The following is an 18,346-nucleotide window of genomic DNA, read 5'->3' as shown; positions in this document are numbered from 1 at the left end:
CCCCCGGGGCGCGGCCGAGGTTTTTCCGCGATCACTATTCACTCGCTACATATACTGAGTACATAATGGTCGCCATGAGCACCCGCCACATCCTCCTGGGGCTGCTCGCCGGAGGGCCGAGTCACGGCTACGACCTCAAGCGACGCCACGACGAACGCTTCCCGCAGGCCCGCCCGCTGGCCTACGGCCAGGTCTATACGACGCTGCAGCGCCTGGTCCGCGACGGTCTCGCGGAGGTCGACGGGACCGGTTCGGACGGCGGTCCGGAGCGGACGCTGTACCGGGCCACCGACGAGGGGGCCCTGGAACTCGTCGCGTGGACGGGCGAGATCACCCCGCCCGCCCCCTTCGTGACGAACGAGATCTTCGCCAAGGTCGTGTGCGCGATCCTCGCCTCGGCCGATCCCGCCGAGTATCTGAGCGCCCAGCGCGCCGCGCACATGGCGCGTATGCGGGAGCTCACGGCGGTCAAGACGGCGCCCGGCGCCGATCTCGCGACGGTCCTCTCGGCCGACTACGCCCTCAACCACCTCGACGCCGATCTGCGCTGGATGACCACCACCGCGGCCCGGCTCACCACTCTGACCGCGGAGGTCGACGGAGCATGAGCAGCCCGCCCACGAGCAGTACACACAAGGCCCTGCCGATCCTGGCGGCCCGCGGCCTCACCAAGACGCACGGCAGGACCCAGGCGCTACGGGGCGCCTCGGTGGAGCTGCGTGCGGGGGAGATCCTCGCCGTCACCGGCGCGAGCGGCAGCGGCAAATCCACGCTGCTGCACTGCCTGGCCGGGATCGTCCGCCCCGACGAGGGCTCGGTCGTCTACGCGGGGCAGCGTATCGACCAGCTGCCGGAGAAGCGGCTGAGCGAGTTGCGGCGTACGGAGTTCGGGGTGGTGTTCCAGTTCGGGCAGCTGATCCCCGAGTTGACCGCGCTCGACAACGTCGCGCTGCCGCTGCTGCTCGCGGGGACCGCCCGCAAGGAGGCCCACGAGCGGGCGGGCGAGTGGCTGGAGCGGTTCGGCGTACGCGGTCAGGAGGAGCTGCGGCCCGGCGAGATGAGCGGAGGGCAGGCCCAACGGGTGTCGCTGGCACGGGCGTTGGTGACCGGCCCGCAGGTCGTCTTCGCGGACGAGCCCACCGGCGCGCTCGACTCGTTCGCGAGCGAGGGCGTGATGACGGCGCTGGCGCACACGGCCCGGGAGTCCGGCACGGCGGTCCTGCTCATCACGCACGACGCCCAGATCGCGGCGTACGCGGACCGCGAGGTGGAGCTGCGCGACGGGGCCGTCGGTACCGGGGCCGACACCGTCGTGGAGGTGTCCCGATGAGGGCCGACCTGCGGCTCGCACTGCTGCTGACGCGGGGCTCGGACCGGCGGGAGTGGTGGCGGGTGATACTGACGGCGGTGGGGGCCGCGCTGGCCACCGGCCTCGGGCTCGCGGCGGTGGCGATCGCCTCGGTGGAGGGGCAGGTGTCCACCTCGTACTTTCACGGTCTTCTGGACCAGCCCGGGCAGCGCGCCGGGGTGGTCGTCACGCTGTTGCTCCTGTGGGTGCCGGTGCTCGGCTTCCTCGCCCAGTGCGCGCGTATCGGCGCCGTGCACCGCGACCGCAGGCTGGCCGGGCTCCGGCTCGCCGGGGCGACGCCGAGGCAGGTTCGGCGCATCGCGGCCCTGGAGTCCGGCCTCGCCTGTCTGCTGGGGGCGGTGGTCGCCGCGGTGTTCTCCGCGCTCCTCATGGTGAACCTGTTGCAGCAGCGGCTTCCGTTGCCGGCCTGGGGCGGTTTCGCCCTGGTGACGCTCGCCGTGCCGCTCCTCGCCGTGCTGGTGAGTGTGGTCGCGCTGCGCCGGGTCGTGGCCTCGCCGCTCGGCTGGGTACGCCGGGTGCGGCCGGGCCATGGCCGGGTCGCCGCTCTCGCCCTGGTGGTACCGGCGGTGCTGGTGGGCCTGGCCGCCCTGCTGATCGTCATGCGGGTCACCGGGCCGGGGGCCGCCCCATTCGCCCTGCTGGTGTTCTCCGCGGTGGCGCTGACCGGTGCGGGCTCGGTGGCGGTTGCCGGGTTCACCGCACGGGCCATCGGCAGACGGCTCGCCGCCCGGACCGAGAACCCCGCGGTCCTGATCGCCGCCGAACGGCTCCAGGCCGACCCGTGGGCCACCGCGCGCACCAACGCGGCGGTACTCCTGGTGGCCGTCGTGGGCGTGGGCTTCGTGGGCGTACGCCAGATGTTCCTCGACTCCGTGCATCACCCGCAGGAGGGCCTGCCCCACAGCCCCGAGGACCTGGCGTTCTACACCACCGGCGTCAACCTGGCGGGCGCCGCCGTCCTGGTGGCGCTGCTGATCAGCCTGGGCGGTCTTGCCGTGGGCACCGTCGAGTCGCTCGCCACCCGGCGCCGGGGCCTCGCCGCGCAGACCGCGGCGGGCGTACCGCAGAAGGTGCTCGGCCGGGCGCTGCTCCTTGAGACCGCCCTTCCGCTGGCCCCGGCGATGCTGCTCGCGGGCTTCGGCGGCACGGCGGTGTACATCGCGTACGGAACGGTCGTGGACGCTGCGACCATCCCGATACTGGTGCCGCTGCTCGTCCCGCCGGCCGTCTACGCGGCCTGCCTCCTCGCCGCCGCCACTTCTCTGCCCCTGCTGCGCCGTTCGGTGCATCCGGCGGAGCTGCGGTTCGCGTAGCCGCGCCGGTCCACCCGGCGCACGAGCGGGACTCCGGCTCTCCGGGAGGCACGAGGGGACTTCCCGGAGGGCCGGAAAAGGCGGCGAACCGGCCCGTACGAAGCAGCGGAACCGGCCCGCACAAGGCAAGACGAAGGCCCGGATCGTCAGGCGGAAATGCCGTCGATCCGGGCCATCGCGTCCTCCGCGCCGTACGGCTGCAGGTACGGCAGCCAGCGCGGGTCCCTGTGTCCGGTTCCGATGATGCGCCAAGCGAGCCCCGATGGCGGGGCCGGTTTATGGCGCAGGCGCCAGCCGATCTCGACCAGGTGGCGGTCGGCCTTGGTGTGGTTGCAGCGGCGGCAGGACGCCACCACGTTGTCCCAGACGTGCTGACCTCCGCGGCTGCGCGGGATGACGTGGTCGACGCTGGTTGCGACGCCACCGCAGTACATGCACCGGCCCCCGTCGCGGGCGAAGAGCGCCCGGCGGGTCAGCGGAACGGGCCCCCGGTAAGGGACCCGTACGAACCTCTTCAGCCGGACCACGCTGGGTGCGGGGACAGTAACGGTTGCACTATGCATAAAGGCGCCGGATTCCTCGAGGCAGACAGCCTTGTTCTCGAGGACGAGGACGAGCGCGCGGCGGAGCGGTACGACGCCGAGGGGCTCGTACGACGCGTTGAGGACCAGGACATGCGGCACGGATGGCCTCCTTGTACGCCGGCGGCGCGTGGCTCGCGCCGGGACGATCTGTAGTCAGTCTCCCCTCATGCCTGGTGGAAGCGCCACCATGTCCCGGTAACGGGCTGGGAGTGTTTTCGACCACACCCTCTTCATCCCCAGGTGAGCACAGTCTCTCCCTCGAACATTGCAACGATCCGCACACGCTGCCCCGTTAGTGTGGTGGTTCTGCCCGCCGGTGCCCCTATTCCGATGTCCCTGCCGCGGGCGGACCGCTACGCCTGGAGGTACCTGCCGTGTTCTTGTCCGTCCTGTCGGCCGCCGATCCCACCGAGGAACCGACGGCGCCAACGCTCCAGGACGCCCAGGAAAGCGCGACGAACGCCGCGAGCTGGGTCGAGCAGAACTGGTCCACATGGCTCAGCATCGGCCTGCGGGTGCTGCTGATCCTGGTGATAGCGGCAGTGCTGAGAGTGGTCATACGGCGGACCATCACGAAGTTCATAGACCGGATGAACCGTACGGCCCAGGCGGTCGACGGGACGGCCCTCGGCGGCCTCCTGGTCAACGTCGAGCGCCGCCGCCAGCGGTCCCAGGCCATCGGTTCGGTGCTCCGCTCGGTCGCGTCCTTCGGAATCATGAGCACGGCCGCGCTGATGATCCTCGGCACGTTCGAGATCAACCTGGCCCCGCTGCTGGCCTCCGCCGGTGTGGCGGGCGTAGCCATCGGTTTCGGCGCCCGCAACCTGGTCACGGACTTCCTCTCCGGCGTCTTCATGATCCTGGAGGACCAGTACGGCGTGGGCGACACGGTCGACGCGGGCGTCGCCTCCGGCGAGGTCATCGAGGTGGGCCTGCGCGTCACCAAGCTCCGCGGCGACAACGGCGAGATCTGGTACGTCCGCAACGGCGAGGTCAAGCGCATCGGCAACCTCTCCCAGGGCTGGGCGACGGCCGGTGTCGATGTCACGGTCCACCCCTCGGAGGACCTGGACCGGGTGAAGACCCTCCTCAACCAGGTCGGCGAGGACATGAGCAAGGCCGAGCCCTGGAACGAACGCCTCTGGGGCCCCATCGAGGTCCTCGGCCTCGACAGCGTCCTGCTCGACTCGATGGTCGTCCACGTCTCCGCGAAGACGATGCCGGGCAAGGCTCTCAGCGTGGAGCGCGAGCTCCGCTGGCGCATCAAGCACGCCCTCGACGGGGCCGGTATCCGCATCGTCGGCGGCCTCCCCGCCCAGCTGGACGAGGAGCAGGCCCCCGACCCGACGGCGGGCATGGCGGCCCCGTCGGCCTACTCCAACTCGGCGTCCCCCCAGTCACAGACCGCGTCCCCGATAACCCCGGCCGTACCGGCGGTCCCGACGAATGTGACGAAGTAGCGGCGAGAGCTTTCTCATACGCGCACCGGCCTCTGTGGGGCGGTATCCGGTCACCCCGGGTGCCGCCCCACACGCGTGTCACCCCGGGTGCCGTGCCACGCGTATGACGACGCCCGTGGGCGGGCCGTCCTCCCGCCGATAGGCACACGGCCGGCCGAGCATGGCAGGAACACGACCCACCGGACGCCCAGGCGATCCGGCCGAGGCATGCCCGAATTCGGAACCGCGGAATCCGCGCCCGGAAAGGGCCTGTGACAGGCGTTGACGCCCTGCCCGGAGGGGACGCGGGACACGTGGCGCGTTCCGAGGAGTGACTCATTCCGCACCCCTGGAAGCGATGCCGCGCTCAAGGACGAGCAGGTCGCCGTGGGAAGCCGGAGGCTCGTATTCCCGTACTGGGTTCGGTAGTTGGCGAGAATTCACTTGATCCGAACGGCCTGTTTGGCTCATGCTGGCCCCTGCCCGGTCGGAGTGGATCACCGATCGGAATGACGCGCCGCCCTGACCAGCGGAGCGTCCACGCGGCCGGAAACCGCGCGTCCGTCATGGACGCGGCGGTCCGGAGGCCGCGGCGACCGGGCGCGGAGGGACACGGGGACAACGGGGGACAAGGGGACACGGGGGTCCGAATCATGCGCGTTTCACACTGCGTTGCCGCCAGGCACGAGATGCCGGCCGTCCGCGACGCCCACCACCGGTAGCAGCCGCCCTCCACCGGCGATCCGGCAGGGCCGGCGTCGGTGTGCGCGGTTCCGTCATGACCGCGCGCCTTCCACATCACTGTTCAGTTCGCACAAGGAGACATCCATGCGCCTACGCACCATGGCCGCCACCGCGGCCGTCGCCTCGCTGGCACTCAGCGGGCTCGCCGCCACACCGTCGTTCGCCGCGGACGACCCCACCGGAGTCGTGACGGACGTCCTCACGCCCGAGCAGGAGGCTCAGGTCCACGCGGAGGCGGACGCCGCCGACACGGTGGACATGTTCTACAAGGGCCAGAGAATCGACCCCGCGTCCGGCTGGTCCGGCGCGCAGATCTGCGTCGAGGTGTCCGCGGACGGCACGATGCAGTGCTTCGACACCGACGCCGAGGCGAACCGTTACCTCAGCGCCAACGCGCCGACCGCGGAGGCCCGGGCGGGAGCCAAGCGGGCCCTCACGAACCGGGCCTACCGCGACTGCCCGAATTCCTACGTGTGCCTCTGGCAGAACTCCAACTACTCGGGCCGACGGCTGCAGTGGCCGACGTATGACGAGAGCAAGACCCGCCACCTCAACCAGTACTCTCCGTCGTTCCGGGACAAGGCCTCCTCCGCGTACATAAACCGTCCGCAGCGGGGCGTCGAGCTCTACGACTTCCGCACGGGCCTGCCCGACGCCCACCTGTTCCTGGGTTCGGGTTACAGCCGCTACGCCAACTTCTCCAACATCGACTACGCCTACGGCGGCAGCTGGAACGACAGGGCCGACGCCATCAAGTTCTGACCCCTGGACCCAATCCGTACCGGCGTCCCTCTGCGGGGCGCCGGTACGGTGTCCTCCCGCTTCTGGCCCATGCAAGACGACGGAGACCTTCAGTGAAGCCCACCCCCCACACCGCTGCCGTTCTCGGGCTCTGTGCCGCCCTGTTCGCCTGCGCCACCGCCTGCACCGCCGAGGACACCGCGAAGCCCGACAAGGTCGGCGCGGCGGAAACCCTGCCGACGGACACGGACAAGAAGGAGTCCAGGAAGCAGGCCGAGGATTTCCGCTCCTGGGTGAAGGAGCACGGAACCACTCAGGAGAAAGCCGCGGTGGTGCGCGTCGAACGCATCATCGGCGAATGGGACGAGCACACCGGAAACGCCTACGTCTCCACCGACATCAACGGCGGGAAAACCGAGGTGAAGGATCCGCAGGCCGCAGCCGACGCCATCGTCGAGGCATTCGGCGGGTGGAAGGATTCGGACCAGGGATTCGTGTCCGTGTACGACGTGTTCGGCAATGCGATGGTCACCAACAAGAAGTTCTGACCGTTCCCGAAGCACCGAGCGGGAGTGAGCCCGTTTTGCCAGAACCGCGGCTCGATGGCGCTGCTGTGTCGCGTGTCACAGGGAACCGGAGGCGGGTTGCGGACACTTCGTTTCGTGGAGACATCGCCGAGTGAGCGAGTGCGGTCCGGGAGCCGGGCAGCATTCGATGAGATCTTCGACGCACACGCGGGAGTCGTGTATGCGCATGCCCTTCGGGTGACAGGGAACTGGGCCGTGGCCGAGGACGTGGTGTCCTTGACGTTCCTGGAGGCCTGGCGGCTGCGGGAGAAGCTGCGGGCCGAGGTGCTGAGCGTCCGGGCCTGGCTGCTGGGCATCACGAACAATGTGCTGCGCAACACCACGCGGGCGGCCCGCCGGCACCGGGCAGCGATGTCTCGGGTGCCGCCCGGGCCCGCCGTGCCCGATCTCGCGGAAGAGGTGGTGGGCCGGCTCGCCGACACCGAACAGCTTCAGGCGGCGGCTCGCGCGCTGGGCAGGCTGCGACGGGCCGACCGCGAGGTGTTCACCCTGTGCGTGTGGTCGGACCTGAGTTACGCGGAGGCCGCCGAGGTTCTCGGGATCCCGGTGGGCACCGTCCGGTCCCGGCTGTCGCGCGCCCGTACGCGGCTGCGTGAACTCGCCCACGACGAACTGCGCGGCGGCCGGAAGCCGATGGAACGCGGCGGTCCGAAGCCGATGGAACCCCTGGCGGGCAGCGGACACATATCAGGCAGCCGCACTCCTGCGGCCCGGTCACCACAGGAGAGGAACCGATGAACGCCGTCTCCCAGCAGCAGCCCGAGCACAACGAGCGGGCGGAGCGCGAGGAACTGGCCCGGCTGCTGCCGGCCGCGGCCCACCCCGGCCTGACTCCCGACCGTCACCGCCTGCGCAAGGGACATGTCTTGAACGAGATCGACTTCGACGCACCGGCCGCCGCGGACGCGGCCCGGCGTTCCCGCAAACGCCTGGTGCTCGTCCTGGCCCCCACCGCCGCCGCCTGCGCCCTGGCTCTGTCGGTCGCGCTCGGCGGATTCGACGGGCTCACCGGCGGAGGGGACACGGCCGGCCCCGCGAACGTGGCGAGCTCGCCCGTGGCGTCGCCCGCCGCGGTCGAACTGCTGAACCGCATCGCGCTGACCGCCGGCGAACAGCCCGGCACGCAGGTCCGCGACGGCCAGTACACCTACGTCAAGGTCGTCGGCTTCGCCACCGCCCTGGACGGGGAGACCGGCAGGACGGAACGGACCGACGAAGCCAAGGAGGAGTGGACCTCCGTGGACGGCACCGACCGCACCCTGCAGCGCCACGACCGTGAGGACGACTGGCTGGACGCCCCGGGGGCCGGTACGTCGAGCTCGCCCACCTACAAAATGCTGGAGGGCCTGCCCACGGACCCCACGGCGCTGCTGAAGGCGATCTACAAGGACGCCGATCTCAACCATGGTTCGGGCACCGATTCGACACTCGGCTCGGACCAGGCGGCCTTCGTCGCCATCGGTGACATGCTGCGCTACTCGGCGGCCCCGCCCGCCACCAGCGCTGCGCTGTACCGGGCCGCCACCCGCATCCCCGGCGTCACCACCCGTCCCGACGCCGTCGACGCCGCGGGCCGCCACGGCGTCGCGGTCACCCGCACCCATGACGGCGAACGCAACGAATGGATCTTCGACAAGGACACCCTGCGCCTGCTGGGCACGCGGACCGTCCTGGTGAATGACGGCGACTGGGGCAAGGCCGGCAGCGCGGTCGAGTCCGTCGCCATCACCGCCACGGGCATCGTCGACAAGCCCGGACAGTCGCCCGCGGGGACCTCCGACAGTCCCGAGAGCTCCAAGCTCGGCGCCTGACCGCACCGACCGTGTGGGGTGGTATCCGGAGCGATCCGGACACCACCCCACACGCATCCGCGGCCCACGCCGACCGCCGCCACGGTTCAGCACGCTCGTTCGAGTGAATGCTCATGGCATTCCCAGGCCACAGGGGCCCCGAGTGCCCATGGCCCTGTTCATCACGGGCTTCCATGCCCACCATCGCAAAGCGACGGAGCTCGACGAGTCGTACCGCAAGGCTCACAAGGGCCGGTATCCGATTGACATGATCACCCTGGTCGGTGAGGTCACCTCGACCAACCACGAGACGGACACCGGCCCCAAGCTGCGCACGTACGCCGCCGCCGGTGTCCCCGTCTATGTCCTGATCAACCGCCGCCAGGAGACGGCCCACTGCTACTCCGCCCCGATCACCCCCGGCGACGACCCCACCGAGGCGTACTACGACACCGAGATCAAGGTCGACCTGGGTGAGCCGCTCCCGCTCCCCACGCCGTACCCGACCTCGAAACGGCTCCCTTCCTGGAGACAGAGGCGTAAACGGCTGGGCCGACGACCGGCCGAGCCCAGTACACACTCACAGGCTCAGCCGAACCAGCTCACCTGAACCACAACGATCCGCTCCCCACGTACGTCCGTCAGATAGGTGAGCATGAGCAACCCCCGGCTCTCGGTTCGCACACCCGGCCCGGGCCCGGTGTAGGCAGCACCCTCCAGAAAGACCATGGACTCCCGTACGGCGATCTCGTTGGCCAGCCGCTCGGTCTCGGCACGGGCCACCTCCGGGAGTCCGTCCAGCAAGTCGTCCTGGAACGGCTCCCAGCGCCAGTCAGCCACCCGCAACCTCGCGGTGCGCCGCGCGCACGATGTCCCCGGCTTCCTGGACGGCACGGTCACGCACGGCCGGATCGGGGCTGCTGATCGCCTGCTCGGCGGCGTGCAGCCGACGTGCGGTCTCGGGGAACCGCTCGATCTCGACCACCACGCCCCACTGCCGGTAGAACATCCGGATCGGTACGACACTGTCCTCGTCACCGGCCCGCACAAAGGCCTTCTGCAGATCCTCGAAGAACTCGGGAAGCCGGGACGGAGCAACCGTGGCGACGGCTTGGCGCAGAGCCGGAAGCGTCAGTTCGGGCCGGGGAATGAGCGGACCGCCCCCGTCCGCGTACGGCATGGTCATCGGCCGCCCCTTCCGCTTGTCGAGCGCCCCTGTGGCACGGGCCCACGCTAGCGCCATTCCCGTCACTCCTTCACAGCCACGAGCGGATTGGCTCCCACTGACGTGGGGGCGAGCGCCCACTCCGCGTACACGGTCTTGCCGATGCTGCGCGGCTCGACGCCCCACTACACCGTCGCTGTCCGCGACTCAAAGGGTCTCGACGGCCCAATACTCCGCTTCGCTCCCAGCACCTGGGCTGAGTTCACCGCGTCGCTGGATTGAAACGGGCCCGTCTCGGGTGGGCACGAGGCAGAGACGGCAAGCTGATCCAGGGTGTTGGGTCGACAAGGGACAGTCTTGGGGCGCACCGGCTCAGCGGGCCATCCACCGGTCCATCTCCCGCACCCACGTGTCCAGCGCGGTGACGACCGCGGCTCACGCGGTCCGGGGATTGCCGGGGACCTGCACGTCGCGCTGGACGCCACCCCGCACATGGCCGGACTCCGGTCCGGGCATCTCCACCTCGATTCCCGCGCGCCGCGCGAGCGCGACCGCCGTCACCACGAACCCCTCGGAGAGCGCGAGGATCACGGAGCCAGGTGGCGCCAATACTGGCGATCGTGCGGGAGAGCACCCCCGACCGAGAACGGTGGCGCGGATTGTGTCGGTGCTGGAGTCCAAAGCGGGCCGGGATTGGCATGCGCTGGCGGCAGTTGGCTGTCGCGCTGGGGCCTGAGGCCATCCCGCCGAAGGCCGAGCGGCTGCGGTCGAAGGCGAAATGCCTGGTGGAGCGGGGGTAAGCGCTCCAGGTGCCACCGGGAGTATTCACAGCGCTCGCGGTGCCGGCCGCCTGAAGTCCGCTGGGCGGGATCCCACCCTTTCTCGCTGATTCTCACACCCGCGGGTGGATGGCGCGCAGCACTACGGCCCCGGCTGACAACCGGAAGCTGAGCCGCTCAGGTGAACAGGTTCAGCGACAGAACTCCATGATGGTGTCGTCGAAGTCGGGGAACTCTCGTGTGGCCTGCTCAATCACGGCGGCTGCTGGCGCGCGGTGATCTGGTGCGAACTGTTCAGCTACGGCCGTCAGCTCACGATGGGAGTGCGGAACCCACCCGGGCTCGTACGAGGTCGCTGCCTCCCAAGGACCGAAGCCGCCAGCCAGCAGCCATAGGAAGGCGCCCAGGCTGCAGGCGACGACGCCGGTCTCCCCTTCGGAGCCGAGGAAGACAACAGGCTGCTCGACCAGTGCCCGGCCTGGGCGGATCAGCCAGAAGGCGACGTATCCGCCAGTGCCATCCTGCCCGAACACGCGGAAGCCGTCGCCGTTCACCTCACCGTTGCCGGTCCATGCCCGGAACCAGTCGGTCGCGTCATCGGCGGACAGGAAGGCCGCGAAAGGTTCGAAGTCGACACCGTCACCGCCCGCACAGTCGAACCGAACCGCCATGGCAGCAGCGAGCGCGGCAGGAAACTGGCGGTCTTCGGTCGGCGTCATGCGAACACATTAGCGATCAGGTTGGGTGGCACAGCCAGGAAGTGCGGGGCCGGGGCGGTGAGGAGGTGTCGCGGGCGGGCCTGCGGAGTAGGTACCCGCCTTGGAGCACGCGTCGGACTTCCAAGGAATCGACGGCGAGCCGCAGCGCAGCCCCCTCCACTCCCCGCCGTGTCACGAACGTCATCCGAGTATCACGCTCCCCTCTTCTCCTCCCCACAGGTAACGACTTCGTTGCCCGCCAGTGGCCGGTATTGACGCATCCCCCGCCCCGGGCCTACCTTCCTCCCACCGATAGGAAAGTTTCCTAACAGTGCTTCCGCGGTGGACTTCCCGGTGGCACCACTGGGAAGCTGGGCAGCCGAAAGGCAGGTGTCGAAACTCATGGCAGGAACCGCCGGTACGCCGGGCACCCCTCGCGTCCTGCGCGCCATGAACGACCGTGCCGCGCTCGATCTCCTGCTGGAGCACGGGCCGTTGTCCCGGACCCGCATCGGCAAGCTGACCGGCCTGTCGAAGCCGACCGCTTCGCAGCTGCTGGCCCGGCTGGAGGCGGCGGGGCTCGTCCTCGTCACCGGCACCAGCGAGGGCCGGCCGGGGCCCAACGCACAGCTTTACGCGGTGAACCCGGCCGCCGCCTACGCCGCCGGGCTCGACGTGACGCCCGAGCGGATCCTCGCCGCCGTCGCCGATGTGACGGGGCGGACGGTGGGAGAGTACGAACTGCTCACCCCCGGCCGCCGCGCAGGACAGACCGTCGTACGGCAGGTCACCGACGCCCTCGACGGCGCCGTGAAGGCGGCGGGGCTGGTCCGGGCCGACATCCAGCGGCTCGTCATCGGCACCCCCGGCGCGTTCGACCCCAACACGGGGCGGCTGCGCTACGCCTCCCACCTCCCCGGGTGGCACACCCCCGCCCTGCTCGACGAGCTCGCGGCCACACTGCCGATGCCCGTCGAGTACGAGAACGACGTCAACCTCGTCGCCATAGCCGAGCAGCGGCTCGGTGCGGCCCGGGGCCACGAGAACTTCGTGCTGCTGTGGAACGAGGGCGGTCTCGGTGCCGCGCTCGTGATCGGCGGACGCCTGCACCGCGGCTGGACCGGCGGCGCGGGCGAGGTCGGATTCCTCCCCGTACCCGGCGCGCCGCTCGTCCGGCACGTCGCCAAGACCAACAGCGGCGGCTACCAGGAGCTGGCGGGCTCCCAGGCCATCCCGAAACTCGCCCGCGAACTCGGCATCCAGCCCTTGCCCAACGGCCCGTACGCCGAAGTCGCCGCCGCGCTCGTCGAGCAGGCGGCGGACATCAACGCCGGGGCCCACCGGCAGCTCCTGGAGACGTACGCGACGGGGCTCGCCACCGGTCTCGCCTCGCTCGTCTCCGTCCTCGACCCCGAACTCGTCGTCCTCAGCGGGGCCTCGCTCACCAGGGGCGGCGAACTGCTGCGCGCCCTGGTGCAGGCCGAGCTGGAGGAGCTGGCCGCACCCCGGCCGCGCCTCGTGGTCGGCGACGTCGACGAACACCCCGTGCTGCGCGGCGCGTTGGAGAGCGCGCTCGCGGCCACCCGCGACGAGGCCTTCGACACCTCGCGCTGAGCAGGACCCGCACGCCTCCCCCCGCACATCTCCGTACACATCCCGTCCCACACCACCCCGTCCCGCCCCAGGGAGACCTTGCCATGCCCAGAATGCCCAGGAAAGCGGTGTTCGCCGCCGCCTCGATAGCCCTTCTCACCACCGCGTGCACCGGCCAGTCGGACACCGGAGCCACAGACGATCCGAACGCGTCGACCACGATCACGTTCTGGCACGGCTGGAGCGCTCCCGCCGAGGTCAAGGCCATCCAGGCGAACATCGACCGCTTCGAGAAGGAACACCCCAACATCAAGGTGAAGGTCGTCGGCAACATCAACGACGACAAGCTCAACCAGGCGCTGCGCGCGGGTGGTTCCAACGGCCCCGACGTGGTGTCGTCGTTCACCACGTCCAACATCGGGAAGTTCTGTTCGTCCGGCGCCTTCGCCGACCTCAAGCCGTTCATCGAGAAGTCGAAGCTCGACCTCGACAAGATCATTCCGAAGCCGATGCTGGAGTACACCCAGTTCGAGGGCAAGCGCTGCGCGATGCCGCTGCTGGGAGACGCGTACGGCCTCTACTACAACAAGGACGCCTTCAAGGCGGCAGGCATCAAGGCGCCGCCGAAGACGTGGTCCGAGTTCACCGAGGTCGCCAAGAAGCTGACGAAGACCAAGGGCGACTCGTACGAGCAGCTCGGCTTCATGCCGAACTACCACGGCTACGAGACCGTCGTGGACCACTACATGTCGCAGTGGGACCACGCCTACTTCGGCAAGGACGGCAAGTCCAGCATCGCCGAGGACCCGGCCTTCGCCGAGATGTTCACGTACCAGAAGAAACTCGTCGACAGCCTCGGCGGCTTCCAGAAGCTGGAGAAGTACCGCAACACGTTCGGCGACGAATGGGGCGCCAAGCACCCCTTCCAGACCGGCCAGGTGGCCATGCAGCTCGACGGCGAGTGGCGGCTCGGCATGGCCAAGGACGCGGGCGTGAAGTTCGACATCGGCACGGCTCCCATGCCCGTCGCCGACGACGAGGTCTCCGAGTACGGCAAGGGCTTCCTCTCCGGCACGATCATGGGCATCGCCCCGCAGAGCAAGAAGCAGAACGCGGCCTGGGAGCTGGTGAAGTACATGACGACCGACACCCAGGCCGTCGTCTCCTTCGCCAACGCCATCCACAACGTGCCGTCCACGTTCGCCGCGCTGAAGTCGCCCGACCTGACGGTCGACCCGGGCTTCAAGACCTTCCTGGACATCGCGCAGAACCCGCACTCCAACACCCCGCCGGCCTCCATCAACGGCTCGACGTACCAGACGACCCTCCAGGACTTCGGCTACCAGTACGAGTCCGGCAAGGCGAAGGATCTGAAGGCCGGTCTGAAGAAGACGGCCAGCCAGATCAACCGTGACATCGAGCAGGCGAAGTAGCTCCCGATGGCCACGTTCACGTCCGCGTCCACATCCGCGTCCACGCTCACTCTGCGTACGAAACGCCGTCGCTCCGCACTGCGTACGGCCGCCTTCATGTCGCCGTGGCTGATCGGCTTCAGCGTCTTCTTCGCGTATCCGCTGATCTCGACCGTGTACTTCTCGTTCATGAAGTACGACGGCTTCGGTGTCCCCGAGTTCAGGGGTCTGGAGAACTGGAACTACGTCTTCAACGACTACCCCATGTTCTGGCCCGCGCTGCGCAACACCCTGTGGCTGGTGGTCGTCATGGTCACCCTGCGGGTCGCGTTCGGCCTGGGCATCGGCCTGTTGATCACGAAGATCAAGACGGGCACGGGTGTGTTCCGCACCCTCTTCTACCTGCCCTACCTGGCGCCGCCCGTCGCGGCGACGCTGGCCTTCGTCTTCCTGCTCAACCCGGGTACGGGACCGGTCAACTCGGTCCTGGGCGACCTCGGTCTGCCGACGCCCGGCTGGTTCACGGACGCCGCGTGGTCCAAGCCCGCCCTCACCATGCTGGCCCTCTGGGGCGTCGGCGACCTGATGGTCATCTTCATGGCCGCGCTGCTCGACGTACCGAAGGAGCAGTACGAGGCCGCCGAGCTGGACGGCGCGTCCGCCTGGCACCGGTTCCGGTTCGTGACGCTGCCGAACATCTCACCGATCGTCATGTTCGCGGTGGTGACCGGTGTGATCCAGACGATGCAGTACTACACACAGCCGCTCGTCGCGGGAAAGGTCGCCTCCGGGATCATCGGCGGCTCGGGCCAGCAGTTCGAACCGGGATACCCCGACAAGTCGACGCTCACCCTGCCGCAGCTCGTCTACAACCTCGGCTTCCAGCGCTTCGACTACGGCTCCGCGTGCGTGGTCGCGCTGGTGCTGTTCACCCTGTCCATGGTGTTCACCGCGTTCCTGATGCGGCGCCGGGGCGGTCTCATCCAGGCAGGTGACTGACCCATGACCCAAGTACTCGACAAGCCAGTGGAGTTGGGGGCGCCGCCGGCGACACCCGCCGAGCGGACCGCCCGCCGCAGGGCGCTCCTCGAATGGATCGCCGTGCACGCGCTCGGCGTCGCGGCGGCGCTGTTCTTCGTCCTGCCCTTCGTGTTCGTCGTCCTCACCTCCCTGATGAGCGACAACCAGACCCTCACCAGGGACCTGATCCCGCACACCTGGGAGTGGGGCAACTACGCGAAGGTCTTCGACACGCCCGGCTTCCTCACCTGGTGGAAGAACACCCTTCTGTACGCGGGCGCCGGCACCGTCCTGACCGTCGTGTCCAGCATTCCGGTGGCTTACGCGCTCGCCAAGTTCCGCTTCCGTGGCCGGAACCTGTCGTTGATGCTGGTCATCTCCATGATGATGCTGCCGCCGCAGGTCATCATCATCCCGATGTACCTGTTCTGGGCGAAGCAGCTGGATCTGTCGGGCACCCTGTGGCCGCTGATCATCCCGATGGCGTTCGGGGACGCGTTCACCATCTTCCTGCTGCGGCAGTTCCTGATGACGATCCCGAACGAGTACATCGACGCGGCGAAGGTCGACGGCTGCGGGGACTTCAGAACCCTGCTGAAGGTCGTCCTTCCGATGGCCAAGCCCGGCATCGCCGCCGTCGCGCTGTTCCAGTTCTTCTACGCCTGGAACGACTACTTCGGACCGCAGATCTACGCGTCCGAGAATCCCGGCGCCTGGACCCTGAGCTACGGCCTGGAGTCCTTCAAGGGCGCGCACCACACCGACTGGAATCTGACGATGGCCGCGACCGTCCTGGTCATGGCCCCCGTGATCCTCGTGTTCTTCTTCGCGCAGAAGGCGTTCGTCGAGGGCGTCACGCTCACCGGAGTGAAGGGCTGAAATGAAACTCGCAGTAGTGGGCGGGGGCTCCACCTACACCCCTGAACTCATCGACGGATTCGCCCGGTTGAGGGACACCCTGCCCATAGAAGAGCTGGTCCTCGTCGACCCCGCCCTCGACCGTCTCGAACTCGTCGGCGGTCTGGCGCGACGCATCTTCGCCAAGCAGGGGCACCCCGGGCGTATCACCACGACCGACGATCTCGACGCGGGTGTCGAGGGCGCCGACGCGGTGCTGCTCCAGCTCCGTGTCGGCGGGCAGGCCGCCCGGAACGAGGACGAGACCTGGCCGTTGGAGTGCGGCTGTGTCGGCCAGGAGACGACCGGCGCGGGCGGTCTCGCCAAGGCGCTGCGTACGGTCCCGGTGGTGCTCGACATCGCCGAGCGCGTACGGCGTGCCAACCCGGACGCCTGGATCATCGACTTCACCAACCCCGTCGGCATCGTGACCCGCACCCTGCTCCAGGCCGGTCACAAAGCGGTCGGACTGTGCAACGTGGCGATCGGATTCCAGCGGAGGTTCGCCGGAATGCTGGGGGTCACCCCCGCCGATGTGCACCTGGACCATGTGGGCCTCAACCACCTCACCTGGGAAACCGGTGTGCGTCTCGGCGGCCCCGAGGGCGAGAACGTTCTGCCGAAGCTGCTCGCCGAGCACGGTGACACCCTCGCCGACACCCTGCGCCTGCCGCGCGAGATCCTCGACCGGCTGGGCGTCGTCCCGTCCTACTACCTGCGCTACTTCTACGCGCACGACGAGGTCGTACGAGAACTGGGTACGAAGCCGTCGCGGGCCGCCGAAGTGGCGGAGATGGAGCGGGAGTTGCTCACGATGTACGGCGACCCGGAGCTCGACGAGAAGCCGGCGCTGCTCGCCAAGCGGGGCGGGGCCTACTACTCCGAGGCGGCCGTCGACCTCGCCGCGTCGCTGCTGGGCGGGGGCGGGAGCACCTACCAGGTCGTCAACACGTACAACCGCGGGACGCTGCCGTTCCTGCCCGACGACGCCGTGATCGAGGTGCAGGCCGCGGTCGGGCACTCGGGGGCGACCCCGCTGCCGGTGGACCCGGTGGACCCGCTGTACGCGGGGCTGATGGCGAACGTCACCGCGTACGAGGACCTGGCCCTGGAGGCCGCGCTGCGCGGGGGACGCGAGCGGGTGTTCCGGGCGCTGCTCGCACATCCCCTGGTGGGCCAGTACGCGTACGCCGAGGGCCTCACCGACCGGCTGATCGCGCACAACCGGGAGCACCTCGCGTGGGCGTGACCGCACGTGTCCTCGCCGTCGACGCGGGGAACAGCAAGACCGACGTCGCGGTCGTGGCGGACGACGGGAGCGTGCTCGCCACGGCCCGCGCCGGCGGGTTCCGGCCGCCCGTCGTCGGCATCCGGGAGGCGGTCGACACGGTCGCGGACGCCGTCGGCCGGGCCTTCGCCGCGGCGGGCGTCGACTCCGTGGACCATGTCTCGGCGTGTCTGGCCAACGCCGATCTGCCCGTGGAGGAGGAGCAGTTGGCCGCCGCGCTGCACGAGCGCGCGTGGGGCACGACGGTGCGGGTCCGCAACGACACCTTCGCGATCCTGCGGGCCGGTGTGGAGGAACCGCGGGGTGTGGCCGTGGTGTGCGGCGCGGGCATCAACTGCGTGGGCATGCGGCCCGACGGCCGGGTCGCCCGGTTCCCCGCCCTGGGCCGTATCTCCGGTGACTGGGGCGGGGGCTGGGGTCTCTCGGAGGAGGCCCTGTGGCACGGGGCGCGGGCCGAGGACGGGCGGGGCGGTCCGACCGCGCTGGCCCGCACCCTGCCCGCGCACTTCGGCCTCGACTCCATGTACGCGCTGATCGAGGCCCTGCACCTGGAACACATCGAGCACGCGCGGCGCCACGAGCTGACACCGGTCCTGTTCGCCACGGCGACGGACGGCGACCCGGTCGCCCGCGCGCTCGTCGACCGGCTCGCGGACGAGGTCACGGCCATGTCGGTCGTCGCCCTGACCCGTCTCGACCTGCTCGACGAGGAGACGCCGGTCCTGCTCGGCGGGGGCGTCCTCGCCGCCCGTCACCCCCAACTCGACGACCGGATAAGGGAACTGCTGGCCGAGCGCGCCCCCAAGGCCGTACCCAGCGTCGTCACCGCCCGGCCGGTCCTCGGATCCGCCCTCCTCGGACTCGACCACGAGGGTGCCCCGGCCCTGGCGCACGCCCGCGTGCGGGAGTTTTACGAGAGGGTCTGAG

General features: G+C 69.5%; 21 protein-coding genes. 16 read left to right on the top strand and 5 right to left on the bottom strand.

The genetic code is table 11. From position 1 onward, the window contains the following. Positions 1-74: 74 nt before the first annotated feature. Genes ACH4YP_RS17330 through ACH4YP_RS17320 form a run of 3 tightly spaced genes read left to right on the top strand, consistent with a single transcriptional unit; the run spans position 75 to position 2,682 of the window. A complete protein-coding gene (locus ACH4YP_RS17330) occupies positions 75-608 on the top strand; it encodes a PadR family transcriptional regulator (RefSeq protein WP_398491056.1) in 534 nt (177 codons plus the stop codon). Then, positions 605-1,330 (top strand): ABC transporter ATP-binding protein, encoded by a 726-nt coding sequence (locus ACH4YP_RS17325; protein ID WP_398491055.1) that lies wholly within the window; start codon positions 605-607, stop codon positions 1,328-1,330. Before ACH4YP_RS17330 ends, ACH4YP_RS17325 begins: the two co-directional genes overlap by 4 nt. Further along, positions 1,327-2,682 carry an FtsX-like permease family protein gene (locus ACH4YP_RS17320; RefSeq protein WP_398491054.1) on the top strand — a complete coding sequence of 452 codons (1,356 nt, stop codon included), beginning with the start codon at positions 1,327-1,329 and terminating at the stop codon, positions 2,680-2,682. Before ACH4YP_RS17325 ends, ACH4YP_RS17320 begins: the two co-directional genes overlap by 4 nt. Before the next feature lie 146 nt (positions 2,683-2,828). Here the strand turns inward: ACH4YP_RS17320 and ACH4YP_RS17315 are convergent, their stop codons facing one another. Beyond that, the gene (locus tag ACH4YP_RS17315; RefSeq protein WP_361068000.1) at positions 2,829-3,365 is read right to left on the bottom strand and encodes an HNH endonuclease; all 537 of its coding nucleotides are present in this window, start codon (positions 3,363-3,365) and stop codon (positions 2,829-2,831) included. Positions 3,366-3,640: 275 nt separating this feature from the next. On the opposite strand from ACH4YP_RS17315, the gene ACH4YP_RS17310 reads away from it, so the two are divergent. From ACH4YP_RS17310 to ACH4YP_RS17285, 6 genes are all read left to right on the top strand, one after another. Further along, positions 3,641-4,726, top strand: a complete 1,086-nt coding sequence (locus tag ACH4YP_RS17310) for a mechanosensitive ion channel family protein (RefSeq protein WP_361068003.1) — start codon at positions 3,641-3,643, stop codon at positions 4,724-4,726. Positions 4,727-5,533: 807 nt separating this feature from the next. Beyond that, entirely contained in the window at positions 5,534-6,211 is a 678-nt protein-coding gene (locus tag ACH4YP_RS17305; RefSeq protein WP_398491053.1) for a peptidase inhibitor family I36 protein, read from the top strand. Positions 6,212-6,303: 92 nt separating this feature from the next. Beyond that, positions 6,304-6,738 carry a hypothetical protein gene (locus tag ACH4YP_RS17300; protein ID WP_361068009.1) on the top strand — a complete coding sequence of 145 codons (435 nt, stop codon included), beginning with the start codon at positions 6,304-6,306 and terminating at the stop codon, positions 6,736-6,738. A 114-nt stretch (positions 6,739-6,852) separates the two neighbouring features. Beyond that, positions 6,853-7,515 carry an RNA polymerase sigma factor gene (locus ACH4YP_RS17295; RefSeq protein ID WP_398491052.1) on the top strand — a complete coding sequence of 221 codons (663 nt, stop codon included), beginning with the start codon at positions 6,853-6,855 and terminating at the stop codon, positions 7,513-7,515. Next, on the top strand, positions 7,512-8,588 hold the full coding sequence (locus ACH4YP_RS17290; protein ID WP_361068012.1) for a CU044_5270 family protein: 1,077 nt from the start codon (positions 7,512-7,514) through the stop codon (positions 8,586-8,588). The genes ACH4YP_RS17295 and ACH4YP_RS17290 overlap by 4 nt, the downstream gene beginning before the upstream one ends. A gap of 148 nt (positions 8,589-8,736) precedes the next feature. After that, entirely contained in the window at positions 8,737-9,177 is a 441-nt protein-coding gene (locus ACH4YP_RS17285) for a Uma2 family endonuclease (protein ID WP_398491051.1), read from the top strand. Here ACH4YP_RS17285 and ACH4YP_RS17280 read toward each other — a convergent pair. Both ACH4YP_RS17280 and ACH4YP_RS17275 read right to left on the bottom strand, forming a co-directional pair. Continuing rightward, positions 9,156-9,407, bottom strand: coding sequence for a hypothetical protein (locus ACH4YP_RS17280; protein WP_361068018.1), 252 nt, complete (start codon positions 9,405-9,407; stop codon positions 9,156-9,158). The genes ACH4YP_RS17285 and ACH4YP_RS17280 overlap by 22 nt on opposite strands. Then, the gene (locus ACH4YP_RS17275; RefSeq protein WP_398491050.1) at positions 9,400-9,810 is read right to left on the bottom strand and encodes a hypothetical protein; all 411 of its coding nucleotides are present in this window, start codon (positions 9,808-9,810) and stop codon (positions 9,400-9,402) included. Before ACH4YP_RS17275 ends, ACH4YP_RS17280 begins: the two co-directional genes overlap by 8 nt. An 84-nt stretch (positions 9,811-9,894) precedes the next feature. Here ACH4YP_RS17275 and ACH4YP_RS17270 point away from each other — a divergent pair, with 84 nt between their 5' ends. After that, a complete protein-coding gene (locus ACH4YP_RS17270) occupies positions 9,895-10,014 on the top strand; it encodes a DUF397 domain-containing protein (RefSeq protein WP_361068065.1) in 120 nt (39 codons plus the stop codon). A 153-nt stretch (positions 10,015-10,167) separates the two neighbouring features. Here ACH4YP_RS17270 and ACH4YP_RS17265 read toward each other — a convergent pair whose 3' ends face one another. Together ACH4YP_RS17265 and ACH4YP_RS17260 are read right to left on the bottom strand one after the other, a co-directional pair. Then, on the bottom strand, positions 10,168-10,341 hold the full coding sequence (locus tag ACH4YP_RS17265) for a hypothetical protein (RefSeq protein WP_398491049.1): 174 nt from the start codon (positions 10,339-10,341) through the stop codon (positions 10,168-10,170). Positions 10,342-10,702: 361 nt separating this feature from the next. Next, the gene (locus tag ACH4YP_RS17260) at positions 10,703-11,230 is read right to left on the bottom strand and encodes an SMI1/KNR4 family protein (RefSeq protein ID WP_398491048.1); all 528 of its coding nucleotides are present in this window, start codon (positions 11,228-11,230) and stop codon (positions 10,703-10,705) included. 381 nt (positions 11,231-11,611) lie between these two features. Between ACH4YP_RS17260 and ACH4YP_RS17255 the strand changes: the two genes are divergently transcribed. The 6 genes from ACH4YP_RS17255 (at position 11,612) to ACH4YP_RS17230 (ending at position 18,345) form a co-directional block, all read left to right on the top strand. Then, positions 11,612-12,823 (top strand): ROK family transcriptional regulator, encoded by a 1,212-nt coding sequence (locus ACH4YP_RS17255; RefSeq protein WP_361068029.1) that lies wholly within the window; start codon positions 11,612-11,614, stop codon positions 12,821-12,823. An 83-nt stretch (positions 12,824-12,906) separates the two neighbouring features. After that, positions 12,907-14,235 carry an ABC transporter substrate-binding protein gene (locus ACH4YP_RS17250; protein ID WP_361068032.1) on the top strand — a complete coding sequence of 443 codons (1,329 nt, stop codon included), beginning with the start codon at positions 12,907-12,909 and terminating at the stop codon, positions 14,233-14,235. Between the two features lie 6 nt (positions 14,236-14,241). Continuing rightward, a complete protein-coding gene (locus tag ACH4YP_RS17245; RefSeq protein WP_361068035.1) occupies positions 14,242-15,213 on the top strand; it encodes a sugar ABC transporter permease in 972 nt (323 codons plus the stop codon). A gap of 3 nt (positions 15,214-15,216) precedes the next feature. Further along, positions 15,217-16,113, top strand: coding sequence for a carbohydrate ABC transporter permease (locus ACH4YP_RS17240; RefSeq protein WP_361068038.1), 897 nt, complete (start codon positions 15,217-15,219; stop codon positions 16,111-16,113). Between the two features lies 1 nt (position 16,114). Continuing rightward, on the top strand, positions 16,115-17,380 hold the full coding sequence (locus ACH4YP_RS17235) for a 6-phospho-beta-glucosidase (protein ID WP_361068041.1): 1,266 nt from the start codon (positions 16,115-16,117) through the stop codon (positions 17,378-17,380). Further along, a complete protein-coding gene (locus tag ACH4YP_RS17230; RefSeq protein ID WP_361068044.1) occupies positions 17,371-18,345 on the top strand; it encodes a BadF/BadG/BcrA/BcrD ATPase family protein in 975 nt (324 codons plus the stop codon). The genes ACH4YP_RS17235 and ACH4YP_RS17230 overlap by 10 nt, the downstream gene beginning before the upstream one ends. The last annotated feature ends 1 nt before the right edge of the window (position 18,346 follow it).

The organism is Streptomyces sp. NPDC020747 (assembly GCF_044334695.1).
Classification (GTDB): Bacteria; Actinomycetota; Actinomycetes; order Streptomycetales; family Streptomycetaceae; genus Streptomyces.
This window is presented reverse-complemented; position numbering and strand designations above follow the sequence as displayed.

Excerpts from the sequence above, each read along its gene's own strand:
- ACH4YP_RS17275 (WP_398491050.1), bottom strand. The coding sequence starts at position 9,810 with ATGGCGCTAGCGTGGGCCCGTGCCACAGGGGCGCTCGACAAGCGGAAG.
- ACH4YP_RS17250 (WP_361068032.1), top strand. The coding sequence starts at position 12,907 with ATGCCCAGAATGCCCAGGAAAGCGGTGTTCGCCGCCGCCTCGATAGCC.
- ACH4YP_RS17235 (WP_361068041.1), top strand. The coding sequence starts at position 16,115 with ATGAAACTCGCAGTAGTGGGCGGGGGCTCCACCTACACCCCTGAACTC.
- ACH4YP_RS17255 (WP_361068029.1), top strand. The coding sequence starts at position 11,612 with ATGGCAGGAACCGCCGGTACGCCGGGCACCCCTCGCGTCCTGCGCGCC.
- ACH4YP_RS17305 (WP_398491053.1), top strand. The coding sequence starts at position 5,534 with ATGCGCCTACGCACCATGGCCGCCACCGCGGCCGTCGCCTCGCTGGCA.
- ACH4YP_RS17245 (WP_361068035.1), top strand. The coding sequence starts at position 14,242 with ATGGCCACGTTCACGTCCGCGTCCACATCCGCGTCCACGCTCACTCTG.
- ACH4YP_RS17325 (WP_398491055.1), top strand. The coding sequence starts at position 605 with ATGAGCAGCCCGCCCACGAGCAGTACACACAAGGCCCTGCCGATCCTG.
- ACH4YP_RS17270 (WP_361068065.1), top strand. The coding sequence starts at position 9,895 with ATGCTGCGCGGCTCGACGCCCCACTACACCGTCGCTGTCCGCGACTCA.
- ACH4YP_RS17330 (WP_398491056.1), top strand. The coding sequence starts at position 75 with ATGAGCACCCGCCACATCCTCCTGGGGCTGCTCGCCGGAGGGCCGAGT.
- ACH4YP_RS17285 (WP_398491051.1), top strand. The coding sequence starts at position 8,737 with ATGGCCCTGTTCATCACGGGCTTCCATGCCCACCATCGCAAAGCGACG.
- ACH4YP_RS17240 (WP_361068038.1), top strand. The coding sequence starts at position 15,217 with ATGACCCAAGTACTCGACAAGCCAGTGGAGTTGGGGGCGCCGCCGGCG.
- ACH4YP_RS17290 (WP_361068012.1), top strand. The coding sequence starts at position 7,512 with ATGAACGCCGTCTCCCAGCAGCAGCCCGAGCACAACGAGCGGGCGGAG.
- ACH4YP_RS17260 (WP_398491048.1), bottom strand. The coding sequence starts at position 11,230 with ATGACGCCGACCGAAGACCGCCAGTTTCCTGCCGCGCTCGCTGCTGCC.
- ACH4YP_RS17320 (WP_398491054.1), top strand. The coding sequence starts at position 1,327 with ATGAGGGCCGACCTGCGGCTCGCACTGCTGCTGACGCGGGGCTCGGAC.